At 32.8% G+C, this 17108-nt stretch carries 26 protein-coding genes; 22 read left to right on the top strand and 4 right to left on the bottom strand.

The window, feature by feature from the left end; genetic code table 11:
- Positions 1-4: 4 nt before the first annotated feature.
- The 14 genes from B5E87_RS09590 (at position 5) to B5E87_RS09530 (ending at position 8605) form a co-directional block, all read left to right on the top strand.
- Positions 5-964 (top strand): DNA/RNA non-specific endonuclease, encoded by a 960-nt coding sequence (locus B5E87_RS09590; protein ID WP_158095593.1) that lies wholly within the window; start codon positions 5-7, stop codon positions 962-964.
- Between the two features lie 202 nt (positions 965-1166).
- Positions 1167-1520 (top strand): HAD family hydrolase, encoded by a 354-nt coding sequence (locus B5E87_RS09585; protein ID WP_206399286.1) that lies wholly within the window; start codon positions 1167-1169, stop codon positions 1518-1520.
- An 85-nt stretch (positions 1521-1605) separates the two neighbouring features.
- Positions 1606-2022, top strand: a complete 417-nt coding sequence (locus B5E87_RS09580; protein WP_087244706.1) for a macro domain-containing protein — start codon at positions 1606-1608, stop codon at positions 2020-2022.
- 12 nt (positions 2023-2034) lie between these two features.
- Positions 2035-2517 (top strand): hypothetical protein, encoded by a 483-nt coding sequence (locus B5E87_RS09575; RefSeq protein WP_087244705.1) that lies wholly within the window; start codon positions 2035-2037, stop codon positions 2515-2517.
- Between the two features lie 3 nt (positions 2518-2520).
- The gene (locus B5E87_RS09570) at positions 2521-2799 is read left to right on the top strand and encodes a hypothetical protein (protein WP_087244704.1); all 279 of its coding nucleotides are present in this window, start codon (positions 2521-2523) and stop codon (positions 2797-2799) included.
- A 10-nt stretch (positions 2800-2809) separates the two neighbouring features.
- Positions 2810-3466 carry a ribonuclease H1 domain-containing protein gene (locus tag B5E87_RS09565; protein WP_241147160.1) on the top strand — a complete coding sequence of 219 codons (657 nt, stop codon included), beginning with the start codon at positions 2810-2812 and terminating at the stop codon, positions 3464-3466.
- 78 nt (positions 3467-3544) lie between these two features.
- Positions 3545-4225 (top strand): hypothetical protein, encoded by a 681-nt coding sequence (locus B5E87_RS09560; RefSeq protein WP_087244702.1) that lies wholly within the window; start codon positions 3545-3547, stop codon positions 4223-4225.
- 96 nt (positions 4226-4321) lie between these two features.
- The gene (locus B5E87_RS09555; protein WP_087244701.1) at positions 4322-5323 is read left to right on the top strand and encodes a metallophosphoesterase; all 1002 of its coding nucleotides are present in this window, start codon (positions 4322-4324) and stop codon (positions 5321-5323) included.
- 110 nt (positions 5324-5433) lie between these two features.
- Positions 5434-5736: a hypothetical protein gene (locus tag B5E87_RS09550; protein ID WP_087244700.1), complete on the top strand. Its 303-nt coding sequence runs from the start codon at positions 5434-5436 to the stop codon at positions 5734-5736.
- Between the two features lie 112 nt (positions 5737-5848).
- Positions 5849-6130: a hypothetical protein gene (locus B5E87_RS09545; protein ID WP_087244699.1), complete on the top strand. Its 282-nt coding sequence runs from the start codon at positions 5849-5851 to the stop codon at positions 6128-6130.
- A 14-nt stretch (positions 6131-6144) separates the two neighbouring features.
- On the top strand, positions 6145-6522 hold the full coding sequence (locus B5E87_RS09540; protein WP_087244698.1) for a hypothetical protein: 378 nt from the start codon (positions 6145-6147) through the stop codon (positions 6520-6522).
- A 4-nt stretch (positions 6523-6526) separates the two neighbouring features.
- Positions 6527-6652, top strand: a complete 126-nt coding sequence (locus B5E87_RS15585; protein ID WP_275112313.1) for a hypothetical protein — start codon at positions 6527-6529, stop codon at positions 6650-6652.
- The gene (locus B5E87_RS09535) at positions 6652-6837 is read left to right on the top strand and encodes a hypothetical protein (protein WP_087244697.1); all 186 of its coding nucleotides are present in this window, start codon (positions 6652-6654) and stop codon (positions 6835-6837) included. The genes B5E87_RS15585 and B5E87_RS09535 overlap by 1 nt, the downstream gene beginning before the upstream one ends.
- A gap of 238 nt (positions 6838-7075) precedes the next feature.
- Positions 7076-8605, top strand: coding sequence for a transglutaminase domain-containing protein (locus B5E87_RS09530; protein WP_158095592.1), 1530 nt, complete (start codon positions 7076-7078; stop codon positions 8603-8605).
- A gap of 133 nt (positions 8606-8738) precedes the next feature.
- Here B5E87_RS09530 and B5E87_RS09525 read toward each other — a convergent pair whose 3' ends face one another.
- Together B5E87_RS09525 and B5E87_RS09520 are read right to left on the bottom strand one after the other, a co-directional pair.
- A complete protein-coding gene (locus B5E87_RS09525; protein WP_087244695.1) occupies positions 8739-9458 on the bottom strand; it encodes a hypothetical protein in 720 nt (239 codons plus the stop codon).
- A 12-nt stretch (positions 9459-9470) separates the two neighbouring features.
- The gene (locus B5E87_RS09520) at positions 9471-10070 is read right to left on the bottom strand and encodes a matrixin family metalloprotease (protein WP_158095591.1); all 600 of its coding nucleotides are present in this window, start codon (positions 10068-10070) and stop codon (positions 9471-9473) included.
- Positions 10071-10280: 210 nt separating this feature from the next.
- Here B5E87_RS09520 and B5E87_RS09515 point away from each other — a divergent pair, with 210 nt between their 5' ends.
- Positions 10281-12572 carry a helix-hairpin-helix domain-containing protein gene (locus tag B5E87_RS09515; RefSeq protein WP_087244693.1) on the top strand — a complete coding sequence of 764 codons (2292 nt, stop codon included), beginning with the start codon at positions 10281-10283 and terminating at the stop codon, positions 12570-12572.
- Between the two features lie 35 nt (positions 12573-12607).
- Here B5E87_RS09515 and B5E87_RS09510 read toward each other — a convergent pair whose 3' ends face one another.
- Positions 12608-12970 carry a DUF4258 domain-containing protein gene (locus tag B5E87_RS09510; RefSeq protein ID WP_087244692.1) on the bottom strand — a complete coding sequence of 121 codons (363 nt, stop codon included), beginning with the start codon at positions 12968-12970 and terminating at the stop codon, positions 12608-12610.
- Between the two features lie 108 nt (positions 12971-13078).
- Entirely contained in the window at positions 13079-13765 is a 687-nt protein-coding gene (locus B5E87_RS15430; protein ID WP_241147159.1) for a C40 family peptidase, read from the bottom strand.
- Positions 13766-13998: 233 nt separating this feature from the next.
- Here B5E87_RS15430 and B5E87_RS09500 point away from each other — a divergent pair, with 233 nt between their 5' ends.
- From B5E87_RS09500 to B5E87_RS09475, 7 genes are all read left to right on the top strand, one after another.
- Positions 13999-14187 (top strand): hypothetical protein, encoded by a 189-nt coding sequence (locus B5E87_RS09500; RefSeq protein ID WP_087244691.1) that lies wholly within the window; start codon positions 13999-14001, stop codon positions 14185-14187.
- Positions 14188-14199: 12 nt separating this feature from the next.
- Complete coding sequence (locus B5E87_RS09495) at positions 14200-14535, top strand: hypothetical protein (protein ID WP_087244690.1); 336 nt, start codon at positions 14200-14202, stop codon at positions 14533-14535.
- Positions 14528-14731, top strand: a complete 204-nt coding sequence (locus B5E87_RS09490) for a hypothetical protein (protein WP_087244689.1) — start codon at positions 14528-14530, stop codon at positions 14729-14731. The genes B5E87_RS09495 and B5E87_RS09490 overlap by 8 nt, the downstream gene beginning before the upstream one ends.
- Before the next feature lie 4 nt (positions 14732-14735).
- Positions 14736-14885 carry a hypothetical protein gene (locus B5E87_RS15065; protein ID WP_158095590.1) on the top strand — a complete coding sequence of 50 codons (150 nt, stop codon included), beginning with the start codon at positions 14736-14738 and terminating at the stop codon, positions 14883-14885.
- Entirely contained in the window at positions 14872-15864 is a 993-nt protein-coding gene (locus tag B5E87_RS09485; protein WP_087244688.1) for a toprim domain-containing protein, read from the top strand. Before B5E87_RS15065 ends, B5E87_RS09485 begins: the two co-directional genes overlap by 14 nt.
- A 165-nt stretch (positions 15865-16029) precedes the next feature.
- On the top strand, positions 16030-16629 hold the full coding sequence (locus B5E87_RS09480) for a hypothetical protein (RefSeq protein ID WP_087244687.1): 600 nt from the start codon (positions 16030-16032) through the stop codon (positions 16627-16629).
- A gap of 106 nt (positions 16630-16735) precedes the next feature.
- A complete protein-coding gene (locus tag B5E87_RS09475) occupies positions 16736-17107 on the top strand; it encodes a hypothetical protein (protein WP_087244686.1) in 372 nt (123 codons plus the stop codon).
- Position 17108: the final 1 nt, after the last annotated feature.

Raw genomic sequence — 17108 nt, 5'->3', positions numbered from 1 at the left:
GTTTATGAATAGAAAAAAGATATTAACAATTTTGATGGCCATTGTATTGTCATTATTCATTACTGGATGCTCGACAACTCAGGATAGTCCAATCAACAATTCAACACAGCAGACAACAACTTATAGCAAAGAAGATATTCCAGATTTTGATGGGACTCATTATAATCTTGTATTAAACAACAATGAAACTTACTTTACTGATAAGGAAAGAAGTTATGGGAATGATTATTATTCTGTTCCAGAATTGGATAGTCTTGGACGTTGTGGTCCAGTCATGGCTGTTGCTTCACCATCATCTATTGCAACAACAGAAAGAGACGATATTGGTGATATTAAACCTTCTGGATGGCAAACAAAAAGATATGATGGCATTGTTTCTGAAAAATTAGGATATGTCTATAATCGTTCACATTTAGCCATGTTCAAGTTATTTGATAATCTATTTGATACAAATGTCAAAGAAAATCTCATCACTGGGACAAGGTTTTTCAATGCAGATGACGAATATGGAATGTTGCATTATGAAAACATGGCATTAGATTATGTCTATGATACAGGCAATACACTTCTTTATAGAGTAACGCCTATTTTTGAAGGTGATAATCTGGTGGCGAAAGGTGTTATTATGGAAGCTGAATCACTTGAAGACAATGGTGGTGGACTTGAGTTTTGTGTATTTATCTATAATGTTCAGCCTAACGTTGTGAGTCCTGATAAACCAGGCATAGAAATTGACTATGCAACAGGACTGACATCAATTGCTTCCAAAGCAAATACAAGTGACAAAGGGCAGACAGGAAATACAGAAGTCACTTATATTCTCAATACTAACAGTAAAAAAATTCATCGACCTGATTGTGATTCTGTAAGTCAGATGAGTCAACGAAACAAAAAAGAAACAAATCAATCAAAAGAGGAACTGATTAAAGATGGATATACACCTTGTCAGTCCTGCAATCCATAAGAGAGATACATTGCTATCTCTTTTTTCAAAACATATGTATATCTAAACTAATTTTGTCAATATAAGAAAAAGTTTAGTTAATTGACCAATGTTATTAAGTTAAAGATAGAACTATATTGGTTAACTGACCAATGTTATTAAGTTAAAGATAGAATGACATTGAATAACAGTAACTTTATGTATATGAATTGAGGTGATACTTATGAAGAAAATTTATGCATTTGATTTTGATGGAACGATTGTAACGAATGCTTATCCAGATATTGGAACCCCTATTCAATCCACTATCAATCTTCTCAAAAAATGCAAGGCTAATGGTGATTATATTATTTTATATACTATGAGAGAAGGCAAGCATCTTGAGGATGCTATTGAGTTTTGTGATAGATTAGGAATAGAATTTGATGCTATCAATGATAATCTTCCTCATATGAAGGAATTCTATCATAATAATCCTCGCAAAATCTTTGCAAATTATTATGTGGATGACCACAATCTGTTTGTAGAAGATATTAATCATGATATTATTCACACCAAATCTCTAAATACACTTTAAAATATGATAAAATGAAAATGTAATATATAAACGAATAGGACATGCCAAGGCATGTCTTTTTTGTTGCATAGAAAGGAGGAAAATTATGTTTGAAATGAAAGATAAGAAATTAATTATTGTCCATCAGGTTAACTGCAAGGGTGTCATGGGTTCAGGATTTGCCAAGCAGGTCGCAGACAGATACCCAGAGTTATATATGCAATATAGAATCATATGTCAGTCAGCCTCGTCAAAGGAACTGTTAGGGCATATCATGATTTATGAAGCAGATGATAAAATCATTGTCAATATGTTTTCTCAAGACGACTATGGAAATGGTGTTCGACAGACCGATTATGAAGCAATGAACAAAGCCCTTCAAAGCCTAAGAATCCTCTATCCAAACGACATTATTATCGCACCATATAAGATAGGATGTGGCTTAGGTGGAGGAGATTGGTCAGTCGTATCAAAAATCCTACAAAAATACAATATACAAACTTCCACAAATATTCAGTTATAGAGGTGATAAAAAATGAGAAAATGCAGATACGAAATTAAAGGAAGATTATTATTGAAGGATGTAGAATTATCTCTTGAAAATCTAGGACAATACTTCTCAAATTCCAATAATAGACATTCTCGTTTTCATCTTTTAAATGGAAATGATGTAGCGAATCGTTTATTTATGATTCAGTTAAGTAGTGAAGGATTCTATCAATCAAAAGCTTTCTATTACCAGACAGATACCGAAAGGAAGCAGATTCTTCAGGAATATCAAAAGGAAATGTCTAGTATTTTGATGAACTATTTAAAAAGAGAATATCATATTTCTGGTCAGCTTGTATTAACCACGGAATTGCAATACGATGTTGATTGTTCATCTTTACCTATTGAAACATTAAAAGCTGAATTAAGTACAGATGATTTACTGAGACTGATGCAGGAAGATAACAATTATCATTTTTCAACACCTTTAAAGAAGTTAAGAGGAATTGAGCATATTTTTGGAGGTTAAAAGATGAAAGTAAAAAGATTTAATAAGGTTTGTAAAAGGATTATGATAATCTCGACAATAGTTTTTATAGCAGGAATCACATATTGCAATTCCCTTGAGGCAACCATTAATGTAAAAGTCAAGGATTTGCAGGATGATATCGAGGTTTTGAATGGTGATATTGATGGTCTGAATATGGAAAAGGACTATTTAACGAATTTTCAGAAGTTATATGATGTAGCTTCCAATAATGGGTATGAATATTATACAAATACTGATATGGCTGTTGTAGCCAGAGAATAGGAGGAAAATTATGAAATATTATGCTGTGAAAAATGGAAGAAAACCAGGTATTTATACAACATGGGATGATTGCAAGAAGCAAGTCGATGGATATGCAAAAGCTGAATTTAAGTCTTTCAAAACTTTGGAAGATGCAAAAGAATTCGTAGGTATGAGAAAACAAATTGAAACAAGCCCTGAAGAAAAACCAGTTATTATCTCTAAAGACGTCTTCGAAACAGAGAAGACTATTGTCATGGATATTCCTATTGAAAGAAGAACAGATACATTGATTGCTTATGTTGATGGAAGTAACATCTCAGATAAGAAATATGGTTTTGGTATTGTCGGTATTGACCATGGAATTGTTCTGTTTGAAGCATATGGAACTGGCCAGGAAGATGGCATGAGAACAATGCGTAATGTCGCTGGTGAGATTCTCGGTGCAATGGAAGCTGTCAAGTATGCAAAAAGACATGGATATAAACTTGTAAAAATCTATTATGATTATAAAGGTATTGAAATGTGGGTGACAGGAGGTTACAAGGCCAAGAATCCATATACTCAGTATTATCGAGAGTTTATGAATAGTCAGGGAATTGAAATAGAGTTTTATAAGGTGAAGGCTCATACTGGTGTAGAATTCAACGAAAGAGCAGACGAATTGGCAAAGATGGCTGTTTTATAGAGTATATTCTGTACAGATTCAAGATGACATTCATACATATATAAATGGAAAAGCAACAAGATGGTAAGGAGGTCAAAAATGAAAGAGATAACATTGAAAATAAAGGATATTCATAGAATGATTAGAGAGTTAGATACTTATTCACGTCTCTATATGGGACAGTATGAAGAAATATTCAGAGTCAGAGAATATTCATTCATGTTTCAAAGTGGGACAGAATTAAGAGATATATGTTATAAGTTAAGAACTGTCATCATACCAAAATTAGTTGGTGTTAGTTTTAATGGCTCATTAGGCATCTGGGGTCCAGATACTCCTATGAATGCACAAAGAGCTTATGACATTCAACAGATTTTAAGATATCAGTTGGCTTATCATGAAAAGCCTGGGGGTGGAAATACTGTTAACTTCAATAATCCCTTTATTCATGGGAAATGGAAGATTTCTGATGAAGATATGAAGATACTTGATGAAATTATAGAGAAATACAACTACCCTGACTACAGACCCAGAGGCTTCTATCAACATGCTTGGCAATGCCCTCTCATCATCACCCACTTCAAAGAGGATGAAGCTGTTGTATTGAGAGATGCCAAGACTATTGATAGATTTATAGAAGATGCTCATCAAGTCTATGAATATCTAGATAATAATCAAATATATGATGCCTTTTTATTATTATATCCACATATGGAAAACAATCAGTTAATGAAGGATTTATGTTTGGATATTGAAGAGATATACAAAAAGATAGAGTAGTTCCAATCAACAATAATTGATAAAAGAGCTGAAATGATAAGCAATAGTTCTTTTTTGACAGATATAAAAGACAACAAAATGAATGGAGGTAACAAAATGAGAATATTTATAACCGGAGATACCCATTGCCCTCATGACATACATAAATTAAACTCAAAAAACTTCAAAGTAGGTAATACGTTAACAAAAGATGATATTGTCATTATCTGCGGTGACGCAGGATTTGTCTGGAGCGGGGATAAAAGTGACCAATGGTGGATAAAATGGATAACACAAAAGCCATGGACAACAGTGTATGTTGATGGAAACCATGAAAACCATCCTTTATTGAATTCATATCCAGAAGTTGATTTTCATGGCGCAAGAGCACATCAAATTACGGACAGTCTTTATCATATTAAACGTGGAGAAATCATGACTTTAAACAATGAAAGATATTTCTGCTTTGGAGGAGCTTTCTCACATGATGTAGAATATAGAATAGAAGGAAAAAGCTGGTGGCAGGAGGAGTTGCCTACACAGAATGAAGTCGATAATGCAATGAGAAACTTGAATAAGGTGAATAATCAAGTAGACTATATCATTACACATGATGTAGCGACATCAACACATATACAATTAGGCTTTTTAGCTTTACCTGATATGGAGCGCTATGATAAGAAATATATTCATTTAAATAAAGTTTTACAGAACATTATGGATACAGTAGAATTTAAAGTATGGTTTGCTGGACATTATCACGTCAACAAAAGAATAGATAAGGTTCAGATTCTTTATGATGATATTGTTGAAATCAAGAAACAAAAGAAAATAGTGTTCGGTCAGGAAACTGATGAAGAGGAATATTACCAGCGTTTGGAAGGGATTCAGGAAATCATGTCCAGGAAATTCACGAAAGATGAGTTACTGGAAAGGGTAAAAAAAGAAAAGTTATATGTGAATTCCAGAAAGATGGATACAATAGAGCACTTTTCCTATAATGAATACGCCGTGAAAGTGGAAGATTTTATTCAATCTGGTATAACAAATATGGAACTTGATGCTCTGAATTATCTATACAATCAATATACAATTACAAAGGATACACTAAATGACTAATCATTATCATAGTAGAATGTTATATTGAATTGTGATATAATAAATATGTAAATTAATACGAAGAAGGACGTGTCATTGACGCGTCTTTTTTATTTTGAAGGAGGAAAAAAATGGCTTATGATTATAAAATCATTGATTTTTTGGCGACAAGAAATGTTGTTGAAATCAAAACAGAAAAAGAATTTGATAAGTTCTATGAAATACTAAAAAATATGGGATTAGAAGATATATTGTCATATACTTCTTTTGATGAATGGCTAGTATTAGCAAAGATAAATAATAAAGAACCTGAATTTTATTTTGAATATGATAACTCAAAAGGTCTGACATGGTATGACAATGCAAAACAACCTACTGAGTGGTATGGTGTTGCTCCTATAAAAGTAGATGAATTGTTTGAAAGGGAGTGGTAAAAACATTATATAATGATAAAAAAGGATATAATTATGATAAAATATATCTGTAGATAATAAACGAACTATAGACACGCAAAGCGTGTCTTTTTTTATTGGAAAGGAGAACAAAATGAAAAGATTAGGTATGTATAACAATCCTGAAATCATTCAGGAAAACAAAGACTTGATGATGACTGTTGTGAAATGTCCATACTGCGGTCATCCGACAACTGTGGGGCAACTCGTTGGAATTAGTGGCTATCATGGCTGTCCGCATTGTTACTTTGTAGAAGGTGGATTAAGGGAAATTGTCATGTATTTGCAAAAGAATGATTATCCCGTTTATGCAAAAGGATTATTCTATCAGGATGGTTTTGAAAAAAATAAGAAAGCCTATCTACCATTATTATAAGAAGGAGGAATGTTATGAATAAGGAATTAGAATTATTGGCAAAACAATATATTGAATTTGAAGGGAAAGAAGTTCCAGAAAGGTTATTAGAGAATTATATTATTGATGCAGATAAAAGCGTGAGATGGAACAGAGAAGAGGTAAAAAAACATAATGAGAATCGTAAGGCTATCATTCTAGAAAATAAAAAACAAAAGAATCAATTATATGAAGCATGGAAACAAAAAGTTCTAGAAGAAATCATGAAAGAAGGATTTACTACCAAACAGGCTGAGCATATTTATGATTTTGCATATGATGAGGCAGGGTGTATAGGTGACTCTACATTAGTTGGTATTTATGACGCTGTTACATATGTTGTTCAATTTTTGAATGAATTGAAGGAGGGTTGAAATTATGGAATTAGAAATTAAAGAGAATGTGAGATATATAGAGGAATCAAATTACTGTGTCTGCTGTGGCGAAGAAATCCCAGAAGGAACAATGATTTGTAAACATTGCCAAAAGGAGCTTGAAAACTAATGGATAAAGAAAGAGAAATTGCTATTATGGTTCTTCAGGTCTTTGAAAATAAACTAGAAGAATTGGACGTGTCATTGCCTGACAAGGAAAGAACAGGAATGTTAGAAGAATCGAGAATATATGGGCAGACATATTATGAGTTAGAAGATTTGATTACTAATATATTGAAGGAAGTTGGTGTTTAACATGAAAATCAAAGCAAGACAAAAGCAATTAACAAAATACACGAAAGAGGAAAAGTATGGATTGTTTACTGAAGGCAAAATCAGAGTACCTACTCCTCAAAAAAGCAAAAAAACATATTCAAGAAAAGCAAAACATAAAAAAACTTTGAGTAATGCACATGTTTTCCTAAAGTGTGCTATAATGAAAATGTCAAATATAACGAAGGAGATGTGCCAACGCACATCTTTTTTTTATGAGGTGTTGAAGGTGACAGTTAAAGGTCAATTGAAAAAGTTAGGAGGTTATATTAAAAGTCATTACAAGAAAATCCTGATAACATTCTTTATGGGCATCTTGTTATTTTCCACATTGTGGTTCTTTTATGATTATTATCTAGTATTAAACAAGATTGATAAAGATTATTATCAGATTGAATATGGACAGGATATACCGGATTCTATTTACTTCTACGTTAATCCTGATAAGATTCATTCAAATATTAGTGAAAATGATTTCCATGTCATAGTTAAAGGAAAGAATCTAGATGAGGAGAGATTATTGAATGGGGTTTATCAGGTTCAGTTATCCTATAAAGAAGAAACAAAAGATGTAAAAGTAGAAGTTAAGGATACTCAAGAACCTCAATTTACATCCTTTAAGGATAAAATCACTTTAATCAAGGATTCTAAAGACAACTTATTGGAAAAGGGATACTGGAAAGCAGAAGATAAATTAACTGAAGGTATGACTGAATCAGCCCAGGTCAGAATAGATGGTGATTACAATCTATCTAAAGCAGGGAAATACACAGTCAATATCGTTGCTAAAGATAAAAATGGTCTCGAAACGAAAAAGCCCGTCACGATAGAAGTTCTTTCATATGAAGAAGCTTATAAGGCTGATATGAAAGACAAAAACAATAAAGGATATACAAAATATTGTCAAGAACAGGAAGAAAAGATTAGAGAAGCACAGGAAAGACTGGCTAAGCAAAAATCTTCATCAAGCAGTTCATCCCATATCAAGGGTGTCGTTCCAGTCAAAAAAAGTGAAAGCAATACAAGTCAAAATACAACACAGCAGGCTTCTGGTAAAAGAACCAGCTTTCATGATATTACAGGTATAAGAAATGCAGCAGAAGCTCCTCAATTTAGTGAGTATAAGCAATTATGTCAGGAATTATATGATTGCTATATCAATCATAAGTCTTATGATATTCAATTCGAGGTTCCAAAATCAGTGGATTATAAGCAACTGTTAAATCAGATAGAAGATTATATGTTTGATATCCCTATTCCAGGACATAACTGGGGGACAGGAGCAATTGAAGGTGAGGAAACAACAAGATGTGCCGTCAGAGTTTATGAGTCATCTATAGGACGATATGAGACTATCAAGGATGTTGGACAATGGGTAAAAAATCAAGGACTCGTAGGCTTAACAGAGGAACAGGCAGTCAACAAGATAAACAGCTATTTAAGAGATAACACAAATTATGATTATAGCTATCAGGATGATGCCTATGAACCTATTGGAATTCTCAAAAATAAAAAAGCTGTCTGCGATGGATATGCAAAGTTTTTTGATATAGCATGCAAGACATTAGGTATTGAAAGTCAATATGTTGCTGGGATTGCAGATGGTGGACATGGAGAATGGGGAAGTCATGCATGGAATAGAGTAAAAATAGGAAATGCATGGTACTATATTGATACATGCTGGAATGCCTGTTTGAAAAACAATGATTATTATCTTTCTAAAACGTTATGGTCCGACCATACGATTTAATAGGGTAGGAAGTCCCGGTATTTCAATGCCGCGTAGTTTACTTAAATAAAAAATGTGACACAACTGTGTCACATTTTAGACTGTTGACAAAGTGGTAGAATTTTTTATTAAATCTACCACTTCTTTTATTTTTTTATTTTATAATATCTTTAACTTCTGACATAGAATAAGCCTTATCTTTTTTTCCATAGAAATTTGGCTCGTCATTAGGTGTATATCTTGCAAAATAATGTTCTTTTGAACTTCTTAATTTATTGTTATCATAATATCTTCCCATAAATGAACCAATTTCGCTATATGCACCATCTGGGAAAGGTGATTCATTATTGATGGGCTCAGATAAAAAGACCAAATATTTATCTCCCGTTTTAGGTATAGGTGCATCCATTGGACTTTCTTCAATGACAGTAGATTGTCTTTCATTTGTTGAATAATCAGAGAACTTACCATCTCCAAATACTTCAATATATTTATCTAAACGAACATATCCACCTATAGCTAAGACTGATATTAAATCATTTTCATTGAGGTTTCCTTTATAAGATTCCTCAACCAATAAATTATAACAAGTCATAGCTGTTCCTGATTCATCAAAATTTTTGACTTCCTTAACTGTTCCATAAACAATATTAGGAGCGTCTGGTTCAAGCTGTTCCATGTTTTCATAAATCTTATCAAAATCCAGTGTTGATTTGACTTCTAATTTATTTGAAAAATCTTTAGGATTAAAACTGTTTATAGATACACTTTTATCATTCATCACTGTATTACTATTCTTATCTTTTGTAAAAGAGCACCCTACAAGAGATAAACTTAAAGTAAATAGTGCTATTAATATAGTAATTTTTTTCATATAATGCCTCCATTATCCATATAAATGATTAATTGTCTGTAAATCGACTTTACTTGCTTTTGCAACTTTTCTTCCACTTCCAAGTTGTGTCATCACTCTATTTTTATCAGTAGAATGAGCCAATCCCATACAATGACCAAATTCGTGAGCTATAGTTCCTCTTTGATTGAAAGCAGATTGTTTATTGAACACAGAAGTGTTAAGAACTATTTTTGTCCACTTATAATTGTATGTAGGTGTTTCCATGTCTTTATTGGAACTGTTATAAAAATAACTTTGCCCTATGATACCAGTAGATGTTGGGTATATCTGTTTTTTATAGATATCAAATACTGAACTTTTTTGAGTAGAAATCTTCTTGATTAAGATAGATGTTCTCTGGATATTTGATGTGTTAACCCATTCATTTCTTACCTGATTAATCATACTCGTTTGGCCAGAAGCTGAAGAATCAACCCAAAAGTACCTAACATGTTTTCCATAACTACCTACACCATTTATTAATTTTGCATCGTTTTTCCAAGTTAAATAGTTCCCATGAGCGGAAACATCTGTTGGAATCATAAAAAATCCAATTGCCAATGTCAAAAATATAATTTTTAATTTTTTCAAAAATATCTTCCTTTCTTTTTTGAATTTTCTCGCCATATATGTAATATAGCAAATTTATGTGTATAAACTGTGGACATATATGTATTCATGAAGTATTACTGAATCGCTTGAAGATTTCAATTCTCGATAGATATGCTATAATATAAATGTCAATATATACAAGAGATATGTTTGTGAAAGCATATCTCTTTTTATTTTAGGAGGAAACAAATGAAAGAAATAGAAAGAGTACAAGAAATTAAGAACTTAATAGCTAAATATGACAGACAATACTATGAATTAGGACAATCAGATATATCTGATGCTGAATATGATAGATTATATGAAGAATATTTACAGTATGAAGAAAAATATCCAGAGTTAAAGAATATGGAAGATGCACCAACGAGAAGAATTGGGGCTGGGAAGGATGCTGGAAGCACAACTTTATTCCCTAAATATACTCATAAATCTCCTTTATTATCCATTAATCAGAAATCAAGAGAGTTGGAAGATTTAAAGGATTTCTATGAGTTTGTTGGTGGAGATGGAACTGAAGTGATTATTGAACCTAAATTGGATGGCATCACATGTAATATCAATTACGAAAACGGATTTTTTGTCAATGCTGCGACAAGAGGGAATGGTTATACAGGTGATTTGATTACTGAAAACTTTCAAAATACTGACACTCTCTATCCTAAAACTTTAAGTGATAATGCATCATTGGAGGTAAGAGGGGAAGCCATCATTCCTTATGACATCTTTAAGGAATCTTTACAAAAAGACTATTCCAATCCAAGAAATGGTGTAGCAGGCATCATGAGAAGTCAAGATAGTCAGGATGTGAAAGGTAAGGGAATTCAAGTCATGTTCTATGACATTGGGCAGCATGATAATATAGAACTCAGTGATAAGGATTCTCAAAATGTTGAGCACGTGAAAGTGCTTGGTTTTGGAAGCGTTCCAGTATATCTTGTGGATACATGGCAGGAATTAAGGGAAGTTATTGAATCAAGGCTGAATGGAATGATTCAAGAAGTTGATGGGTTCAATGTCCTTGTAGCTGATGGATATCCTCAAGCTGTATGTGATGGACTTGTCATCAAGGTCAATAGTATTCAAAAAAGAGAAGAATTAGGGATGACAGAAAAAGGGCCAAGATGGGCATTTGCCTATAAGTTTAAGCCTCTTTATGCTTTAACAACATTAAAGGATATTGAATGGCAAGTAGGCAAATCAGGAAAGGTTGTGCCAGTCGCTGTCTTTGATGAAATATCATTAGGAGGCGTAAAAATTACAAAGGCAACTCTCAACAATCCTGATTATATTCAGACTTTGCCAACCTTATACAAGGAAAGAACTGTATGGCGTGACAAATCATATGATACATGGGGTGAATTAGTCCATATTCCTTATCAAGAAGCCATTAGCGATATAGATTATATAATGCCTGGAGATGTCCTTATTGATACCCACCCTGAAAAAACATCAAGTGAAATGGATTCTATCACAGTCAAGAAGATTGATAGTGAAAGAGCAGGATTTTATATTTCTGACTGTGAATATGATGGAGAGTGGTATCCTTTTGAAAAAGATAGATATTATTTTGCTGATAAAGAATATGGTCTTCATGAAGGTGATACCATCATTGTTGAAAGAAGCAATGATGTCATTCCTAGAATTGTAGCCATTCATCATCACAATACCGACAATCCTATCAAAATCCCATCAACATGCCCAGTATGTGGACATGTATTGGTACAAAACGGACCTCAATTATTCTGCCAAAATTCCGACTGTAACGGTCAGATTCTAGGCAAGATGATTCAGTTCGTATCAAGAGATGGCATGAATATTGTCGGGCTTGGAGGCAGTATTTTAGAGGTATTCCTTGAAAAAGGATATATTCAAAGCTATGCAGATATCTATCGCTTGGACAGATATGAAAAGGATATATTGAGTTTGGATAAGTTTGGTACACGCAAGTATCAAAACCTTCAAAAATCCGTCAAGAACTCGACAAATCCAACCCTGTCTCAGTTTCTATACGCATTAGGAATTCCGTTAGTAGGGAAGAAGACAGCGAAGGACCTTGCAAGGGCATATGGGACTCTTGATAAATTCCTTTTAGCATCTTATCAAAGTCTTATCGAAATAGATGACATCAATTCTGTTACAGCAAGTAGCATCATGGAATGGCTTGAAGATGAGAATCATAAAAGAATGATTCAAGATTTAATGCAATATATTCAGATAAAGGAAGAAACAAAATCTACCAATGAACTTGCTGGAAAGTCTTTTGTTATAACAGGAACCTTAAAAAATCCTCGTCAATATTATCAGAAAATGATTGAGGAGAGAGGTGGCAAGGTTGTGGGTAGTGTGTCAAAGAAGACCTATGCTATTCTTATCGGAGAAAACGCCGGAAGTAAAGAGACGAAAGCAAGAAAATTAATAGAAGATGGTGCAGATATTATCATTTTAGACGATGAAGATAAGATAAACGAATTTTTGGGATAAAAAAGAGGTGCCTAAAAGGCACCTTTCGTCTTATATTAGGACATTCTTTCTTTGAGAGGTTTTAAAAATCTCCCATTTTTGGTAAAGAACTTAGGTGATGGAACGTATACTGTCAATACTATGAAGATGGGCGCTCCAGAAACGCTCTTTTCTTCACCAACGACAATATGATAATATTTTTTATGTAATTTGGACCAGATAACATAAGTTGGCCCAATGTGATTTTTATATTTATGGTGAAACTGACAGATAGTTGAGGAAGAGGAGCATAGCATTGAATAGATATCATTGATTTCAATTCCTCTTTCTTTTGCTCTTTTCAATGCATGTGGCGACAGGGTAACAAGACCAAACTGAGAGAATTTCCTAATTTCCTTTATTTTCTTAGATAAGTCCATATATTCTCCTTTCTGTCATATAGAATCGTGTAAGCTTACATATTTATTTTATCACATATTTGTTCGAAGCAAATTTTAGTATAAAAAAAGATTGCCGTAATAGGCAATCTAATTGATATATCGACATGACCAAGCATAATGTGTTAAGTAATATCCACTTAATGATGAGACTCTGACAACATCTCCAGAGTGTGGAGCATGAACAAACTTTCCGTCACCTACATACATTCCAACGTGTGAAATTCTGTTAGGCGAAGAACTATCTGTTCTAAAAAAGATTAAGTCTCCTTTTTTCAGTTCAGAACGTTTGACTCTTTTCCCACTTTGAGCTTGAGCTGCTGCAACACGAGGAATAGAAATTCCCATTTGCTTATAAGACCATTGAGTGAGTCCAGAACAGTCAAATCGATTAGGCCCTGTTGCACCCCAAACATAAGGTTTTCCTCTTCTTGACATAGCTTTTTCTAAAACATCTTCTCGTAATTTGGTTTTTCTTTTCTCTTCCTGTTCTTTTTTGTATTGAATAATCGCTTTTTCTTTTTTGGTTTCATTTGTTTTTAATTTGTTCTGTAATAATTGATACGATTTTGTAATATCATCGATTGAAACTGTCTCTTCATTTTCTTCAATAATTTCTGATTGTGTTGGAATCGTTGCAGGAGAGTGTTGGGGTATTTCATTTTCCAGGGCATAAATAGGTTTTGCATTTAATAATAACGTAAAGATAAACACAAAACATATAGTAAGTAAATATACAGGCCAAATCTTTTGATATGATTCTCTTGTATTTGACAATGTGTACACCTCCGATACGTCTATGTTTACATCGTAGAAAAAGGCATGTTATTGACATGCCCCACTTACCGACTCTTATATTGTAACACAACTTTGAAGTCAGTTGTAAAAATAGAAAAAATAAATTCTTTTCATCAAAATGATGAGAAATATGATAGAATAAGTATGTAATATAATACGAATGAAGGCATATCACTGATATGTCTTTTTTTAATGAAAAAAGGAGGCAAACAATGAGAGAAAATCATACATCTAGATGTCAAGAATGTCATTTTTATTGCCAGTCTATGTGTATTCATAAAAAACCAAGTATTGAAAAAAGACCATTCGGTTTTCCATTTAAATATAATCCTAAAAGAATTCAATGCTATTCTTATGAAAAGAAGAGCATTGATGATGAAATAACTTGGGAACATATGTAAGGAAGGATGATAATGATGACTGAAAATGAATTAAAGATAGCTTTTTTTAAAACAAATACAGGGAAAAAAGTCTTAAAGATATTACAGGAATATAAGAAGCAGACTCAGGAGATAGTTGAACTTTCTCAACAGCTGAGCCAATACAAGGAAATTGTTAATAAACAAAATAAAGACATAATAACGCCAGAGATGGAAAAAGAAACAAAGGAATTAATGGAGAATGTGACAAGTTTATTTTTTTCACAGCAACCTAAGAAATATCTTTTTAGTGTCAGCGATGAAGAAGGAAATGTCACTAACATCTATGATATTGAAGAATTAGAAAAGGAGATATTAGCTTATGAATAGAAAAAAGACAAAAAAGAAGTTACTTCAAATCTACGAAGAACTCATCATTGAAAATAAAGAGCAACAGGAATTCTTAGAACAGTTAAGAATTGAATTAGAATATAAGGATAATTATATTCGTACCATTGAAGAAGAGAATCTCATGCTGAAAGCAAAAATCAGAGAATTAGAAGTTGAACGTCAATTAGCGAGGTGATATGATGTATTCAGTAGAATATTTATCTGATTTAAAGAGAGAACAGGATACAGAAAGATATACGAGAACTTTATATGGGGATAATCAGTCAGATACAGATGTGACAGATATCTCCTTTTTTGATGAAGGGAATAAGTATTATGAGTTTGAATAATGTCTTAAAGCAAATGGGAGCAAGCAATCGTGGAGATTACTTCATTATGTATTGTCCAAAGTGTGGCAAAAAAGAAGCCTTTTGCTACATTGACGATATCAATAAGTGGAATAAGGACCACAGTCATCGTATTCCTATTAGATGCAATAGATTAAATAAATGTGGGGAGGTGAGTTACCTTAATGATTTCCTTGAAGGGAAGGTTACCCAAGAGGAAATCAAGATTAAAGAAAGAAATCCAGTCAAAATGAATAAGGAGGGCGTTGAACTTCTTCAAAGCTATTGCCGATATGTTACTCATACATTACATGGGAATACTCATGGGTTTGATTTTGATTTAAGAGGAATCTCCAATGAAACTATGAAAAAACATGGAATCATCTATAATCAGAAGACTTTTCAAAGCTTAATTAATCAGGAAAATACAAAGAAGTATTTTGGAGATAAATATCGTCATAAAAGCTATGAAGATAGAGATATCATTATACCTATTTTAAACAAAGAAGGCATTCCCGAAAGACTCCTGCTAAGAAGCTCATACAGAAAAGAAGATAACTATAAAAAAGAGATACAGGTTATGCTGGTCAGACGTGGTGTAGAGATATGGAATTTGCAGGATTTATTCGGGGATAATTCAACTGTTTTTGTGACGGAAGGAGTATATGACGCTTTATCCATAAAGGAAGTCTGCCCGGAAGCTTCTGTGATTGCACTCCCTGGTGTAGGGAAATATAAGCAATTACTTCGTATCATGAAGAAAGAAGACATTGTTAAAAATGTAGTGTTTTGTTTTGACGATGATGAAGCTGGACAGGAAAGTATTGAAAAAGCAAAGACAGCCTTCAAAAAAGAGAATATCCCAGTTTATTCTTTGAGTGTTGAAGGAGATTGCAATGAGATGCTACAGAAGAATCGCAAGGAATTGGAAATGGAAGTCAAAAGTGCCATGTTAAGGATTGCAAAGAAAAGCAAAGAATAATTATATTTATTAAAATATGATAAAATAATAGTGTATATTTAACCGATGAGAGATGCTATTTTGCATCTCTTTTTTTGATTTAAATATCAACTATCTTAAGTCCTTTGTAAAGGCCGTCAAGCCATGACGAGATATAGATGAGACTATATCGGAAGGGAGAAAATTATGGCAGAAACAACAAATACTCAAACACAAGAAACAAAAAAGGATAACAAAAAGAAGTGGGCTAAAAGATGTGGAATTTTAGGTATCATACTGCTTGTGATTGCTATTATTGGTTTTATTATTACATTTATCTTTGCAAATGCTTTAGTGCCTCAGCAAGTACCTGTAAACAAACCTGTTACGCAAATAGTTCCTAGCAGTTCAGGTGATACTCAATCAAAAATCAAAGAAAATCAAAAAGCTTTTGAAAAAGCTCAGTCAGATTATGAGAAACAAAAAGCTCAAATTGAAGCTGAATCTAAAAAAATTGAAGAAGATGTGAAGAAAACTGAGGAGAAAATGTCTCAAGGCTTAAGTGAGGAACATTCGCAGTCTGTAAAAGATGTCCAAAAACAGGCTCAAGAAACACAAGAAAAAGTTGAAGAGTCAAAAAGTGTCATTGATGATATTACTCAAGGCCAAAGTGATGCTCTTGATGCTATAGAAGACTCAACAACTGAACCTCAAGATGATGCACAAGCAAAAGAAACAAGTGAATCTGTAGAATTGTCTGAAGATGATGAAATCTTTACAACTTCACTCATGGACCAATTTAGATAGCAGTCATGCTATCTTTTTCTATTTGTAGTATAATAATACTGTAAACATAAACGAGGGAGTATAGCATATGCTATGCTCTTTATTTTTGAAAGGAGATGAATGAATAGTGCTAAAATTTTTGAGCAATTTCTTACATAGAGAAAATAAAAACAAATTATTAGGCGCGACGATATCAGGTCAGAAAATTCAGTATTATGTTCTCTATGAAGGAGAATACTTTGTCTTCACTGAAAATCATGTGAATAGTTCTTATATACTTGATATATATCGAGCAAAAGAAGTTTGGGAGTTGAGAAAAAAAGAATGCAGACTAAAGTGTCGAGAATGTATAGATGATGCATTTCAGGAAGATATGTTCTTAAAATTATATTGTGCAATGAAGCAATACAATGCTGAAAACAACGATTCCAAGCTTCAGTCAATTTCTAAGTTTGCAAATAATGAGGATTATAATTATATATTAGGAGGTAATTCTTAAA

The organism is Massilimicrobiota sp. An142, from assembly GCF_002160725.1.
Taxonomy (GTDB): domain Bacteria; phylum Bacillota_I; class Bacilli_A; order Erysipelotrichales; family Coprobacillaceae; genus Allocoprobacillus; species Allocoprobacillus merdigallinarum.
The sequence above is the reverse complement of the archived record's forward strand: the minus strand, read 5'-3'. Positions and strand labels throughout refer to the sequence as shown.

What these genes read in the sequence shown, in the direction of transcription:
- B5E87_RS09590 (WP_158095593.1), top strand. Translation starts at nt 5, where the DNA reads ATGAATAGAAAAAAGATATTAACAATTTTGATGGCCATTGTATTGTCA.
- B5E87_RS09585 (WP_206399286.1), top strand. Translation starts at nt 1,167, where the DNA reads ATGAAGAAAATTTATGCATTTGATTTTGATGGAACGATTGTAACGAAT.
- B5E87_RS09580 (WP_087244706.1), top strand. Translation starts at nt 1,606, where the DNA reads ATGTTTGAAATGAAAGATAAGAAATTAATTATTGTCCATCAGGTTAAC.
- B5E87_RS09575 (WP_087244705.1), top strand. Translation starts at nt 2,035, where the DNA reads ATGAGAAAATGCAGATACGAAATTAAAGGAAGATTATTATTGAAGGAT.
- B5E87_RS09570 (WP_087244704.1), top strand. Translation starts at nt 2,521, where the DNA reads ATGAAAGTAAAAAGATTTAATAAGGTTTGTAAAAGGATTATGATAATC.
- B5E87_RS09565 (WP_241147160.1), top strand. Translation starts at nt 2,810, where the DNA reads ATGAAATATTATGCTGTGAAAAATGGAAGAAAACCAGGTATTTATACA.
- B5E87_RS09560 (WP_087244702.1), top strand. Translation starts at nt 3,545, where the DNA reads ATGAAAGAGATAACATTGAAAATAAAGGATATTCATAGAATGATTAGA.
- B5E87_RS09555 (WP_087244701.1), top strand. Translation starts at nt 4,322, where the DNA reads ATGAGAATATTTATAACCGGAGATACCCATTGCCCTCATGACATACAT.
- B5E87_RS09550 (WP_087244700.1), top strand. Translation starts at nt 5,434, where the DNA reads ATGGCTTATGATTATAAAATCATTGATTTTTTGGCGACAAGAAATGTT.
- B5E87_RS09545 (WP_087244699.1), top strand. Translation starts at nt 5,849, where the DNA reads ATGAAAAGATTAGGTATGTATAACAATCCTGAAATCATTCAGGAAAAC.
- B5E87_RS09540 (WP_087244698.1), top strand. Translation starts at nt 6,145, where the DNA reads ATGAATAAGGAATTAGAATTATTGGCAAAACAATATATTGAATTTGAA.
- B5E87_RS15585 (WP_275112313.1), top strand. Translation starts at nt 6,527, where the DNA reads ATGGAATTAGAAATTAAAGAGAATGTGAGATATATAGAGGAATCAAAT.
- B5E87_RS09535 (WP_087244697.1), top strand. Translation starts at nt 6,652, where the DNA reads ATGGATAAAGAAAGAGAAATTGCTATTATGGTTCTTCAGGTCTTTGAA.
- B5E87_RS09525 (WP_087244695.1), bottom strand. Translation starts at nt 9,458, where the DNA reads ATGAAAAAAATTACTATATTAATAGCACTATTTACTTTAAGTTTATCT.
- B5E87_RS09515 (WP_087244693.1), top strand. Translation starts at nt 10,281, where the DNA reads ATGAAAGAAATAGAAAGAGTACAAGAAATTAAGAACTTAATAGCTAAA.
- B5E87_RS09510 (WP_087244692.1), bottom strand. Translation starts at nt 12,970, where the DNA reads ATGGACTTATCTAAGAAAATAAAGGAAATTAGGAAATTCTCTCAGTTT.
- B5E87_RS09500 (WP_087244691.1), top strand. Translation starts at nt 13,999, where the DNA reads ATGAGAGAAAATCATACATCTAGATGTCAAGAATGTCATTTTTATTGC.
- B5E87_RS09495 (WP_087244690.1), top strand. Translation starts at nt 14,200, where the DNA reads ATGATGACTGAAAATGAATTAAAGATAGCTTTTTTTAAAACAAATACA.
- B5E87_RS09490 (WP_087244689.1), top strand. Translation starts at nt 14,528, where the DNA reads ATGAATAGAAAAAAGACAAAAAAGAAGTTACTTCAAATCTACGAAGAA.
- B5E87_RS15065 (WP_158095590.1), top strand. Translation starts at nt 14,736, where the DNA reads ATGTATTCAGTAGAATATTTATCTGATTTAAAGAGAGAACAGGATACA.
- B5E87_RS09485 (WP_087244688.1), top strand. Translation starts at nt 14,872, where the DNA reads ATGAGTTTGAATAATGTCTTAAAGCAAATGGGAGCAAGCAATCGTGGA.
- B5E87_RS09480 (WP_087244687.1), top strand. Translation starts at nt 16,030, where the DNA reads ATGGCAGAAACAACAAATACTCAAACACAAGAAACAAAAAAGGATAAC.